Source organism: Pseudomonas aeruginosa (assembly GCF_001457615.1).
GTDB classification, from domain to species: domain Bacteria; phylum Pseudomonadota; class Gammaproteobacteria; order Pseudomonadales; family Pseudomonadaceae; genus Pseudomonas; species Pseudomonas aeruginosa.
Genome location: NZ_LN831024.1, coordinates 5907174 through 5918858 on the forward strand (window position 1 = coordinate 5907174; position 11685 = coordinate 5918858).

Genomic DNA, 11685 nt, shown 5'->3' on the forward strand with positions numbered 1-11685 from the left:
AGACCGCTCGGTCCACCCTCATATTGGGGCGACCGATCTGGGACGCGATCACAAGGAATCCCGACTTGAGCGATCTTCTCTCCCGCCGCCTGGCTCTGCTCGGCGCCGCAGCCAACCTGCCCCTGCTGACCGAGTGCCTGCATGGCATCGAGCGCGAATGCCTGCGAGTCGATAGCGACGGCAAGCTGGCGCTCACCCCCCACCCCCGGGCCCTGGGTTCGACCCTGACCCATCCGCAGATCACTACCGACTACTCCGAGGCCTTGCTGGAGTTCATCACGCCCACGGAAACCGACGTCGCCGACACCCTGGCCGATCTCGAGCGCATCCACCGCTTCGCCAGTTCGAAGCTGGACGGCGAATACCTGTGGAGCCCATCGATGCCCTGCGAGCTGCCGGACGAGGAGAGCATCCCGATCGCCCGCTATGGCAGCTCGCTGATCGGCCGCCTGAAGTACGTCTACCGCAAGGGCCTGGCGCTGCGTTACGGCAAGACCATGCAGTGCATCGCCGGCATCCACTACAACTTCTCCCTGCCGGAGAGGCTCTGGCCGCTGCTGCGCCAGGCCGAAGGCAGCGAGCTGTCGGAACGCGACTACCAGTCCGCCGCCTACATCGCCCTGATTCGCAATTTCCGCCGCTACAGCTGGCTGCTGATGTACCTGTTCGGCGCCTCGCCGGCCCTCGACGCCGGCTTCCTGCGTGGCCGCCCGAGCCAGTTGGAGCGCCTCGACGAACACACGCTTTACCTGCCCTACGCCACCAGCCTGCGGATGAGCGACCTGGGCTACCAGAACAACGCCCAGGCCGGCCTGACGCCCTGCTACAACGACCTGCAGAGCTACATCGACAGCCTGCGCCAGGCGGTCAGCACGCCCTACCCGCCCTACGAGAAGGTCGGCACCAAGCAGGATGGCGAATGGGTGCAGCTGAACACCAACATCCTGCAGATCGAGAACGAGTACTACTCGAGCATCCGGCCAAAGCGCGTCACCTACACCGGCGAGCGTCCGGTGCAGGCCCTGGCCGCTCGCGGCGTGCAGTACGTGGAAGTGCGCTGCCTGGACATCAACCCGTTCCTGCCGCTGGGCATCGACCTGGACGAGGCGCGCTTCCTCGACGCCTTCCTGCTGTTCTGCGCGTTCAGCGACAGCCCGCTGCTGAACGGCGAGTGCAGCGACGCCACCGACAACTTCCTCGCCGTGGTCAAGGAAGGCAGGCGGCCGGGCCTGCAATTGCAACGTCGCGGCCAGCCGGTGGAATTGCAGGTCTGGGCGAACGAGCTGCTCGAACGAATCGCCGACACCGCGGCGCTGCTCGACCGCGCGCGCGGCGGCGAAGCCCACGCGGCGGCGCTGGCAGCGCAGCGGGCGAAGGTGGCCGATGCGGAACTGACGCCTTCGGCGCAGGTGCTGAAGGTCATGCGCGAGCGCGGCGAGAGCTTCGAAGCGTTCTCCCTGCGCCAGAGCCGCGAACACGCGGAGTATTTCCGCCAGCATCCGCTGGCCGCCGAAGAGCAGGCGCGCTTCGAGAAGATGGCCAGCGACTCCCTGGCCGAACAGACGGAGCTGGAACGCGACCAGGATGGCGACTTCGATACCTTCGTCGCCGCCTACCAGGCGAGCATCCTCGGCCTGATCAGCAACTGAGCCAAGCCGGCGCGCCCCTGCGCCCAGGGACGCGCCGGCGGATCACAGGCTCTTCTCGAATACCTGCGAATTGCGCTGGAAGTTGTACAGCGAGGCCCGCGCCGCCGGTAGCCGTTCGACGCTGCTGGGCTGGAAGCCGCGCTCGCGGAACCAGTGCGCGGTCCGCGTGGTGAGCACGAACAGGGTCTTCAGGCCGAGTCCGCGCGCGCGCTCCTCGATCCGCTCCAGCAGTTCGTCGCCACGCCCGCCGTGGCGGTACTCCGGGTTGACCGCCAGACAGGCCAGCTCGCCCGCCTCGGAATCGGCGATCGGATAGAGCGCGGCGCAGGCGATGATCAGCCCTTCGCGCTCGACGATGCTGAACTGTTCGATCTCGCGTTCCAGCACCTCGCGGGAACGGCGTACCAGGATGCCCTGCTCTTCCAGTGGGCGGATCAGCTCGATCAGCCCGCCAACGTCCTCGATGCCCGCCTCGCGCAACTGCTCGAACTGCTCCTGGGCGACCAGGGTGCCGTTGCCGGTGCGGGTGAACAGCTCGCTGAGCAGCGCGCCGTCCTCGGTGTAGCTGACGATATGGCTGCGCTTGACCCCGGCCCGGCAGGCCTGCGCCGCGGCGTCCAGCAGCTCGGCCTGGTAGCTGTTGCCCAGCCGTTGCAGGTGCGCGGGCACCTGCTGCGGGCGCAGTTCGCGGACCAGCTTGCCGGATGCGTCCAGCAGGCCCTGTTCGGCGCCGTAGAGAATCAGCTTTTCCGCTTCCAGGTCGATGGCGGCGCGCATGGCCACGTCTTCGCAGGCCAGGTTGAAGATTTCCCCGGTCGGCGAGTAGCCCAGCGGCGAGAGCAAGACGATGCTGCGCTCGTCGAGAAGGCGGCCAATGCCCTTGCGGTCGATGCGACGGACCTCGCCGGTATGGTGGTAGTCGACACCCTCGACCACGCCGATCGGCCGCGCGGTGACCAGGTTGCCGCCAGCGACCCGCAGGCGCGCGCCCTGCATCGGCGAGGCGGCCATGTCCATCGACAGCCGCGCCTCGATGGCGATGCGCAGACTACCCACGGCGTCGATGACGCATTCCAGAGTCGGCGCATCGGTCACTCGCAGGTCGCGGTGATAGCGCGGAGCCAGGCCGCGCGCGGCCAGGCGCGCCTCGATCTGCGGACGCGAACCGTGCACCAGCACCAGGCGCGCGCCGAGGCTGTGGAGAAGGACCAGGTCGTGGACGATATTGCCGAAATTGGGATGCTCCACCCCTTCGCCGGGGAGCATGACCACGAAGGTGCGGTCCCGGTGCGAGTTGATGTAGGGCGAAGCGTGACGTAACCAGTTGACGTAGTCGGGCATGGTGGGGAAAGCCTGTCGTTTCGTGAGCGAGAGCAAAGCGTGAGCGGCCGGGACGGCCCGAAGGGCGCCGTTATCGTCGTCGCAGCAACATCGACAGGCTTCTCCTCACTTTCTGGTTAACGAGACGGATGGATCACGCGCGAGTTTAAACCCTCGGCGGCCCCCCGGCCGCGGGATTCGACCATGGTACGGGGCGTGGGGCCGGAACGAACCGTTTTACCACTATTTCTGAAAAAAACTATCCGAAAACCCCGGTTAACTCGCGCAGCGCTTTTTCGCTAGGCTGCCTCGTTCGCCGTGCCGTCCGGCGCGCACCCACGCGAACGAGGAAAATCCATGAGCGAATACTTCCATCACGTCCTGGTCGGCCTGCTCGCCGTGCTCCCGGTAGCCAACCCGCTGACCAGCGTCTCGCTGCTGCTCGGCCTCGGCGGCAGCCTGCCGCCGGCGGAGCGCAACCGGCAGATATTCAAGGCCAGCCTCTACGTGGCGCTGATCATGCTGGTCAGCTTCTACGGCGGCAGCCTGGTGATGCAGGTGTTCGGCATCTCCATTCCCGGCCTGCGCATCGCCGGCGGGCTGATCGTCGCCTATATCGGCTTCACCATGCTGTTCCCCGCCACCACGCCGGACGAGACCGAAGTCCAGCACGACCTGCTGTCGGACGAGGAAAAGATCACCCCGCACTTCCGCGACCTGTCCTTCGTTCCGCTGGCCCTGCCGGGTACCGCGGGGCCGGGGACCATCGCCCTGGTGGTCAGCTCGGCGTCGACGCTGCAATCCACCTACGGAAGCATTCCGCTGTTCATCCACCTCGCGGCGATCACCGTCACCCTGCTCACCGCGCTGATCTTCTGGATCGCCCTGCAAAGCTCCGGGCGCATCATGAAGTTCCTCGGCGAATCCGGGATCGACGCCATCTCGCGAGTGGTCGGCTTCCTGCTGGTGGCGATGGGCGTGCAGTTCGTCATCAACGGCGGCTTCGAGCTGGTCGCCGGCCACGCCGCGCTTCAGTCGGCGGCGGGCGTCAGGCAGTAATGCTGGATCAGCCGGCGCAGCACGCCGACCATCGGTTCGATACGCGCCAGTTCGAGGTGCTCGTCGGGCTGGTGGGCACAGGCGATGTCGCCGGCGCCGAGGACCAGGGTCTCGCTGCCCAGGCGCTGGAAGTACGGCGCCTCGGTACCGAACGCCACGGCCTCGGCGCGATGCCCGGTCAGGCGTTCGGCGACGCGTACCAGTTCGCTGTCCTGCGCCTGTTCGAACGGCGGCACGGCAGGGAACAGCGGCTGGTAGTCGATGCTCACCTTGTGCCGTTCGGCCAGCGGCCGCAGGCGCTGGCGGATCGCCTCGCGCAACTGCTCGGGCTGCATGCCGGGTAGCGGGCGCAGGTCGAATTCCAGCGAACACTGGCCGCAGATGCGGTTGGGATTGTCGCCGCCGTGGATGCAACCGAAGTTCAGGGTCGGCTGGGGCACGCTGAACTGCGGGTTGTTCCAGGCCTGCTGCCATTCCCCGCGCAGAGCCATCAGCTCGCCGATGGTCGCGTGCATCGCCTCCAGGGCGCTGCGCCCGAGGTTCGGATCGGACGAATGGCCGCTCTGCCCGAGAATCTCGATGCGCTCCATCATCACCCCCTTGTGCAGGCGGATCGGCCGCAGATTGGTCGGCTCGCCGATCACCGTGGCGCGCCCCAGCGGCCGCCCGCTTTCGGCGAGGGCACGGGCGCCGGCCATCGAGCTTTCCTCGTCGCAGGTGGCGAGGATCATCAGCGGCTGGCGGAACGGCTGGTCGAGCAGCGGCAGCAAGGCCTCGATGGCCAGCGGGAAGAAGCCCTTCATGTCGCAACTGCCGAGGCCGTACCAGCGGCCGTCGCGCTCGTCCAGGCGCAGCGGATCGCTGCTCCACAGCGCTTCGTCGTAGGGCACGGTATCGGTGTGGCCGGCCAGCACCAGCCCGCCGGGACCGCTGCCGTAGCTGGCCAGCAGGTTGAACTTGCCCGGCGAGACTTCCCGGATCTCGCAGCGGAAGCCTAGATCGCCCAGCCAGGAGGCCAGCAGGTCGACCACCGGGCGGTTGGTCTGGTCCAGCTCGGGCTGGGTGCAACTGACGGAAGACGCGGCGATCAGCGCGCCGAACTGGTCTTTCAGAGACGGCAACGGCATGGGACCCTCCACACGGATCGAGCCCCATCATGGCCTATCGCGGCGGTGGATAAAACCGTCCGTTCCGGTTCCGCCTGCGCCAGCCGACGAAGACCGAGCTCAGGCGCCGAACAGCGCGCGCAGGACCAGGAAGAACAGGATCGCCAGCAACGCGCCGGCCGGCAGGGTCACTACCCAGGACAGGAAGATCGAGCCGATCACCCGCAGGTTGAGCGCGCCGATACCGCGCGCCATGCCGATGCCGAGCACCGCGCCGACCAGGGTATGGGTAGTGGACACCGGCAGGCCGATGGCCGAGGCGCCAACCACCGTGGAGGCGGTCGCCAGCTCGGCGGCGAAGCCGCGGCTGGGGGTCAGCTCGGTGATCTCCCGGCCGATGGTCGCGATCACCCGGTAGCCATAGGTAGCCAGGCCGATGACGATGCCCACCGCACCCAGCAGCAGTACCCAGGACGGCACCGGTGAGCGGGTCACCAGTTCCAGGTCGCCGCCGGCCTGGACCACCGCGACGACCGCCGCCACCGGGCCGATGGCGTTGGCCACGTCGTTGGCGCCATGGGCGAAAGCCATGGAGCAGGCGGTGAAGATCATCAGCACCGCGAAGACCCGCTCGACGCTGGCGAAGCCGCCACGCGGATCGGCTCCGCCAGTGGGTCGGATGCGCAACAGCAGGACGATGCCCAGGCCCATCACCAGGCCACCGGCGAGCAACGCCAGGCCCAGCGTCTGGATGCCGGAAAGCTCCAGGCCGACATGCTTCAGGCCCTTGCCGACGGTCATCAGCGCGACCATGAAGCCCGCCAGGAACATGTACAGCGGCACGTAGCGGCGCGCGCTGCGGAACGGGTCCTCGGCATGCAGTACCAGCCACTGCACGCTCCTGAACAGGGCGAAGGCGAGCAGCCCGGACAGCACCGGCGTCACCACCCAACTGGCGACGATCGGGCCGATCGCGCCCCAGTGCACCGCGTGCACCGAGACACCGACCGAGGCGAAGCCGATGATCGCGCCGACGATGGAGTGGGTGGTCGACACCGGCCAGCCCTTGATCGTCGCCAGCAACAGCCAGACCCCGGCGGCCAGCAAGGCCGAGAGCATGCCGAAGACCAGCAGGTCGGGGGTCATGTACTGCGGGTCGACGATGCCGCTCCTGATCGTTTCGGTGACTTCGCCACCAGCGAAATAGGCACCGCAGAACTCGAAGACCATGGCCACCAGGATCGCCTGGCGGATGGTCAGAGCGCGCGAGCCCACCGAAGTGCCCATGGCGTTGGCGACGTCGTTGGCGCCGACGCCCCAGGCCATGAAGAAACCGAACAGGCAGGCGAGTACGAGGAAGGCGAAGCCGTGGTCGGCGATCAGGGACATGGGCGGTATCCGTGTGCAGGCAGGGTCGGAAAGAAGACCGGCGCTCACCGCGCCAGCAATTGCTCCAAGCGGTTGCCGACCCGCTGGGCGCGGTCGGCGACATCGCCGATCCATTCGATGATCTGGTAGAGGAACATCACGTCCACCGGCGGCAGCTCGCTTTCCAGGCGGAACAGCTCGCGGCGCACCTCGACCTGGATGCGGTCGGTGTCGTTCTCGATCGCCTCGAGTTCCTCCACCATGCTCTCCACCAGGCTGGTCTCGCGCCCGCCGAAGCCGGTCTCGAGCAGTTCGTTGAGTTCGTTGACCACCCGCAACGCCTGGGCGCTGGCGTCCACCGAGCGCTGCACATAGGCGAGCATCTGGCCCTGTAGCGGCAACGGGATGCGCATGCGCCGGCCCAGCATCAGCCCGACGATGTCCTTGGCGCGATTGGCGACTTTGTCCTGTACACTGAGCAGCTCCAACAGATCGGAGCGCGGCACCGGAAGGAACAGGCTCTTGGGCAGGTGCATCCGGACGTTCTTCTTCAGCCGATCGGCTTCCTGCTCCAGTCGCACCATGTCCTGCTGAACCTGTTCGACCTGCGCCCAGTCCTCGGCGATCACCGCGCGGAAGAACGGCAACAGGCCGGCCGCGCATTCGTGGGCCTTGGCGATGTGCTGCTGCATCGGCCCGATCGGCGAACGGCCGAACAGGCTGATGAACGGATTGGTCGGCATGGAACGCCTCCCTGGTGGAAATGCCGAAAAGTATAGGCCACCCACCCCGCGCGCCTTTGATCTGGAACACCTTCACCCGCGGACGCCTGGCGTCCCGAGCCGGACATCGCCCCATGCAGAAAGAAACCGAAATCAAACTCCGCGTCAGCCGCGCCACCCTGGAAGCCTTGCAGGAGCACCCGTTGCTGAAGAAGCGCAACAAATCGGGCTGGGAGCGCCGCGAACTGTACAACCAGTACTACGACACCCCCGGCCGCGAGCTGGCCCGGGCCAAGGTCGCGCTGCGCATGCGCCGCGACGGCGAGCAGTACATCCAGACGCTGAAAAGCCGCGGGCAGAGCGTGGCCGGGTTGTCCGAACGCAACGAGTGGGACTGGTACCTGGAAAAGAACAAGCTCGACCTGAAGAAACTCGACGACAAGTGCTGGCCGGCGGCCCTCAAGGATCTCGACAAGAAGCAGCTCAAGCCGATCTTCAGCACCGACTTCGTCCGCCAGCGCGCCGAGATCGCCTGGGGCCGCGGCAAGGCCAGGGTAGTCGTGGAGGCGGCGCTCGACCTGGGCAAGGTGGTCGCCGGCGACAACCAGGAGGAAATCTGCGAACTGGAGCTGGAACTGCGCCAGGGCGATGCCGCCGCGCTGCTGGAGCTGGCCGCGGAACTGGCCGCCGACCTGCCGCTGATGCCCTGCGACATCAGCAAGGCCGAGCGCGGCTACCGCCTGTTCGATCCGAACAGCTACGAGGTCGATCCCCCGGCCCAGAAACTGCTGGCGGAAACCCCGCTGGACGGTGCCTTCGCCGCCATCGCCTGGTACCTGCTCGGCAGCAGCCAGCGACTGGCCGAACAGTATCGCTTCAACGGCCACTGGCGCCTGCTGGAGGACTGGCTGCAACACCTGCAGGACCTGCGTACCCTGCTCGGCAGCCTCGGCCAGGCGGTGCCACGCGCCAGCAGTCGCGAGCTGCGCGAAGCGCTGGACGCTCTCCTCGCCGACTGGGCGCCGCGCATCGAGCGCGGCCGTGACGACGAGACGCTACGCCAGCAGGCGCCGCAACTGTTCCGCGGCGAACTCGACGAGACCCGCTGGGGCCTGTTCTCCCTGAATGCCTCGCGCTGGCTGCTGGCCAAGGCCTGGACCGAGTCGCGCAACGAGCGCGGCAACCGCCAGGGCTCTGCCGCGCTGGGCAAGTGGCTGCTGCGCAGCCTTGCCGAAGAAGCCCAGGCCACGCCGCTGGCGCGCGCCCACCAGCATCCCGAGCTGCTCCCCGACCAAGCGCCGCGCCTGCAGCGCATGCTTACCTGGTTGCGCCTGGCGCGCGGCGTGCTCGACCTGCCGGAAGCCGACCGCCTCTACGGCGAACTGGCCAAGTTGCTGGAGCTGCTGCGGCAACCTGTCGATGCCGAGCGCCTGGCTGCCCGCGCCACGCAGGCCCATACTGTGCTGACGCTCAAACCCTGGAAGGCGCTGATGAAATAAGCTTCGCCGCTACCGCCATCATCCGAAGGGAGTCTGCATGTCCGTGTTCGCCACCGCCGCCCAGGACCGCCTGCTGGACCTCGGCGACCTGCTCCGCGAGCTGGTCGCCCAGGGCCGGGTCGGGCAGGAGCAGGCCGAACAGTGCCTGGCGATCCGCCGCAGCGCGGTGCGCAACCAGCAGCATCCGCTGGAGTTCCTCGCCGCGCAGCAGGTCGAGGATCTCAAGCGCCCCGGACGCAAGCTCGACCTGGAGACCCTCACCCAGTGGCTGGCCGAGTACGCCGGCCAGCCCTACCTGCGCATCGACCCGCTGAAGATCGACGTCGCCGCGGTGACTCCGCTGATGTCCTACGCCTTCGCCCAGCGCCATGGCATCCTCGCCGTCGCGCTGAGTCCGGAGGAAGTCACCATCGCCAGCGCCCAGCCCTTCGTACAGGGCTGGGAAAGCAACCTGGTGCATGTGCTCAAGCGACCGATCAAGCGGGTGGTGGCGAACCCGGCGGACATCCAGCGCTACACCGTCGAGTTCTTCCGCCTGGCCCGCTCGGTCAGCGGCGCCACCTCGCCGGACCAGAAGATCAGCGGCGTCGGCAACTTCGAGCAGTTGCTCAACCTCGGCGCCGCCGACCAGGAGCCGGACGCCAACGACGCGCACATCGTCACCATCGTCGACTGGCTGTTCCAGTACGCCTTCCAGCAGCGCGCCAGCGACATCCACATCGAGCCGCGCCGCGAGCAGGGCACCGTGCGCTTCCGTATCGACGGCGTGCTGCACAACGTCTACCAGTTCCCGCCGCAGGTGACCATGGCGGTGGTCAGCCGCCTGAAGTCGCTGGGACGGATGAACGTGGCGGAGAAACGCAAGCCGCAGGACGGCCGGGTCAAGACCAAGACCCCGGACGGCGCCGAGGTGGAGCTGCGCCTGTCGACCCTGCCCACCGCCTTCGGCGAGAAGATGGTGATGCGCATCTTCGACCCCGAGGTGCTGCTCAAGAGCTTCGACCAGCTCGGCTTCTCCGCCGACGACCTGCGCCGCTGGCAGAGCATGACCAGCCAGCCCAACGGCATCATCCTGGTCACCGGCCCCACCGGCTCGGGCAAGACCACCACGCTCTACACCACGCTCAAGCAACTGGCCACCGATGAGGTGAACGTCTGCACCATCGAGGACCCGATCGAGATGATCGAGCCCTCGTTCAACCAGATGCAGGTCCAGCACAACATCGACCTGACCTTCGCCAGCGGCGTACGCGCCCTGCTGCGGCAGGACCCGGACATCATCATGGTCGGCGAGATCCGCGACCTGGAGACCGCCGAGATGGCGATCCAGGCGGCGCTCACCGGGCACCTGGTGCTCTCCACCCTGCACACCAACGACTCCCCCACGGCGATCACCCGCCTGCTCGAACTGGGCGTACCCTACTACCTGATCCGCGCCACGGTGCTAGGGGTCATGGCCCAGCGCCTGGTGCGCACGCTCTGCCCGCACTGCAAGGCGCCGATGCAACTGGCGGACAGCGACTGGCACGAACTGACCCGCCCCTGGAGCGCCCCGCCGCCCAGCGGCGCGCACCAGGCCGTGGGTTGCCTGGAGTGCCGCGACACCGGCTATCGCGGGCGCGCCGGCGTCTATGAAATCATGCTGCTCAGCGATAGCCTGAAAGAACTGATCACCGCCGACACCGACCTGGTCGCCCTGCGCCGCCAGGCGTACAAGGAAGGCACCCGCAGCCTGCGCCTGTCCGGCGCGCAGAAGGTCGCCGCAGGTATCAGTACGCTGGAGGAAGTACTGCGGGTGACCCCGCAGAGCGAACAGAAGTAGCGGCACATCCCGTCGGCGGAGTTCCGACGGTTGCACGGCACAACGCCGGACGGGCCTGCCAGGCCCACAGACAAGGATGTAGACGATGACGAGCGTTACCCCCGCCGTCCCCGCGCCGACGCTCCCCAGCCGTGGCGCACCGCACCTGCGGCGAGCCGCGAGCGGCGTCCCTGGCCCGATATGGCTCGGCCGGCCGCCGAGCCGGCGCTGAGGGCCGGCCGATGGAAATCCTGCTGCTACGCCTGGACTTCTGGGACTGGCTGGCCTTCGGTACCGTCCTCCTGCTCCTGGAAATCTTCGGTGCCGGCGGCTATCTGCTGCGGGTCGGCCTCACCGCCGCTTGTGTCGGTGCGCTCGACGCGCTCCTGCCGGGACTGGCCTGGCCTTGGCAGGTAGGGCTGTTCGTCCTGCTCTCCGGGCTGGTCGCCGCCTTGCATCGGCGCCGTCGCCGCAAGGCCGGTAGCGTCGAGGAAACGCCAGGGTTGCAGCGACGCGGCGACGACCTGTTCGGCCGCACCTTTCCCTTGCACCGGGCGATCGTCGGCGGGCTCGGCGAGCTGCGCGTCGAGGACGCGTCGTGGCTGGTCAGCGGTCCCGACCTGCCGCGCGGCGCCCTGGTCCGGGTCACCGGCCAGGACGGCGCCCTGCTGCACGTCGAGCCTGCCGCGCCCTGAATCGCTGTAGCTCCCGGCCGGCGGGGGCTGTACGGCAGCGGAAAAAGCGACCGGACGGTCATCCCCGCTGGAACTCCGGGACGGCAAACGCGATCTGATGTAACACGCAGCCCCCTATCAGGAGTTCCCCCATGCGTTCCGTCAAACTCGCCGCCACCACCCTGGTCATCGCCGCCCTGCCGCTGGGCTCGGCCATGGCCGATACCTTCTGGCGCAACATCATTTCCTCGGGTGCCACCACGGCCTCCACCTACCTGACCTTCCGCCACGACCACAAGCTGATCGTCGCCGCGCAGGACGACGCCGGCAGCTACATCGCCAGCGACGGCGCGATCCGCGGGCCGTACCTGGAAGCCGCCCTGCAGAAGCTGCGCAACGACAACCCGGACCTGCAGGCCAGCGACATGGAACTGGCCAGCGCGATCCTCGCCGGCGGCGAGCAGTCCGCCGTCCAGCAGTAGGCCAC

Annotated in this window: 10 protein-coding genes; 6 read left to right on the forward strand and 4 right to left on the reverse strand. The window is 67.8% G+C overall.

What is annotated here, in order from left to right; all coding sequences use genetic code 11:
• The first annotated feature begins 65 nt into the window (after positions 1 to 65).
• Positions 66 to 1649: a glutamate--cysteine ligase gene (gene gshA / locus AT700_RS27100; RefSeq protein WP_009877231.1), complete on the forward strand. Its 1584-nt coding sequence runs from the start codon at positions 66 to 68 to the stop codon at positions 1647 to 1649.
• A gap of 42 nt (positions 1650 to 1691) precedes the next feature.
• Here gshA and argA read toward each other — a convergent pair whose 3' ends face one another.
• Positions 1692 to 2990, reverse strand: a complete 1299-nt coding sequence (gene argA, locus AT700_RS27105; protein WP_003096265.1) for an amino-acid N-acetyltransferase — start codon at positions 2988 to 2990, stop codon at positions 1692 to 1694.
• A 336-nt stretch (positions 2991 to 3326) separates the two neighbouring features.
• Here argA and AT700_RS27110 point away from each other — a divergent pair, with 336 nt between their 5' ends.
• The gene (locus tag AT700_RS27110) at positions 3327 to 4028 is read left to right on the forward strand and encodes a MarC family NAAT transporter (protein ID WP_003096266.1); all 702 of its coding nucleotides are present in this window, start codon (positions 3327 to 3329) and stop codon (positions 4026 to 4028) included.
• Here AT700_RS27110 and argE read toward each other — a convergent pair.
• The 3 genes from argE to AT700_RS27125 form a co-directional block, all read right to left on the reverse strand.
• Positions 4001 to 5155: an acetylornithine deacetylase gene (gene argE / locus AT700_RS27115; RefSeq protein ID WP_003136032.1), complete on the reverse strand. Its 1155-nt coding sequence runs from the start codon at positions 5153 to 5155 to the stop codon at positions 4001 to 4003. The two genes, AT700_RS27110 and argE, sit on opposite strands and share 28 nt — an antisense overlap.
• A 99-nt stretch (positions 5156 to 5254) precedes the next feature.
• Complete coding sequence (locus AT700_RS27120) at positions 5255 to 6523, reverse strand: inorganic phosphate transporter (protein ID WP_009314471.1); 1269 nt, start codon at positions 6521 to 6523, stop codon at positions 5255 to 5257.
• A gap of 44 nt (positions 6524 to 6567) precedes the next feature.
• Positions 6568 to 7245, reverse strand: a complete 678-nt coding sequence (locus tag AT700_RS27125) for a TIGR00153 family protein (RefSeq protein ID WP_003100081.1) — start codon at positions 7243 to 7245, stop codon at positions 6568 to 6570.
• Between the two features lie 113 nt (positions 7246 to 7358).
• Here AT700_RS27125 and AT700_RS27130 point away from each other — a divergent pair, with 113 nt between their 5' ends.
• From AT700_RS27130 to AT700_RS27145, 4 genes are all read left to right on the forward strand, one after another.
• Complete coding sequence (locus AT700_RS27130; RefSeq protein ID WP_003100082.1) at positions 7359 to 8723, forward strand: inorganic triphosphatase; 1365 nt, start codon at positions 7359 to 7361, stop codon at positions 8721 to 8723.
• 37 nt (positions 8724 to 8760) lie between these two features.
• On the forward strand, positions 8761 to 10545 hold the full coding sequence (locus AT700_RS27135) for a GspE/PulE family protein (protein ID WP_003096276.1): 1785 nt from the start codon (positions 8761 to 8763) through the stop codon (positions 10543 to 10545).
• A gap of 221 nt (positions 10546 to 10766) precedes the next feature.
• Entirely contained in the window at positions 10767 to 11219 is a 453-nt protein-coding gene (locus AT700_RS27140; RefSeq protein WP_048521734.1) for an NfeD family protein, read from the forward strand.
• Between the two features lie 131 nt (positions 11220 to 11350).
• Positions 11351 to 11680, forward strand: a complete 330-nt coding sequence (locus AT700_RS27145) for a DUF2388 domain-containing protein (protein ID WP_003118034.1) — start codon at positions 11351 to 11353, stop codon at positions 11678 to 11680.
• Positions 11681 to 11685: the final 5 nt, after the last annotated feature.

What these genes read in the sequence shown, in the direction of transcription:
- AT700_RS27120 (WP_009314471.1), bottom strand. Translation starts at nt 6,523, where the DNA reads ATGTCCCTGATCGCCGACCACGGCTTCGCCTTCCTCGTACTCGCCTGC.
- AT700_RS27135 (WP_003096276.1), top strand. Translation starts at nt 8,761, where the DNA reads ATGTCCGTGTTCGCCACCGCCGCCCAGGACCGCCTGCTGGACCTCGGC.
- argE (WP_003136032.1), bottom strand. Translation starts at nt 5,155, where the DNA reads ATGCCGTTGCCGTCTCTGAAAGACCAGTTCGGCGCGCTGATCGCCGCG.
- AT700_RS27140 (WP_048521734.1), top strand. Translation starts at nt 10,767, where the DNA reads ATGGAAATCCTGCTGCTACGCCTGGACTTCTGGGACTGGCTGGCCTTC.
- AT700_RS27130 (WP_003100082.1), top strand. Translation starts at nt 7,359, where the DNA reads ATGCAGAAAGAAACCGAAATCAAACTCCGCGTCAGCCGCGCCACCCTG.
- AT700_RS27110 (WP_003096266.1), top strand. Translation starts at nt 3,327, where the DNA reads ATGAGCGAATACTTCCATCACGTCCTGGTCGGCCTGCTCGCCGTGCTC.
- AT700_RS27145 (WP_003118034.1), top strand. Translation starts at nt 11,351, where the DNA reads ATGCGTTCCGTCAAACTCGCCGCCACCACCCTGGTCATCGCCGCCCTG.
- argA (WP_003096265.1), bottom strand. Translation starts at nt 2,990, where the DNA reads ATGCCCGACTACGTCAACTGGTTACGTCACGCTTCGCCCTACATCAAC.
- AT700_RS27125 (WP_003100081.1), bottom strand. Translation starts at nt 7,245, where the DNA reads ATGCCGACCAATCCGTTCATCAGCCTGTTCGGCCGTTCGCCGATCGGG.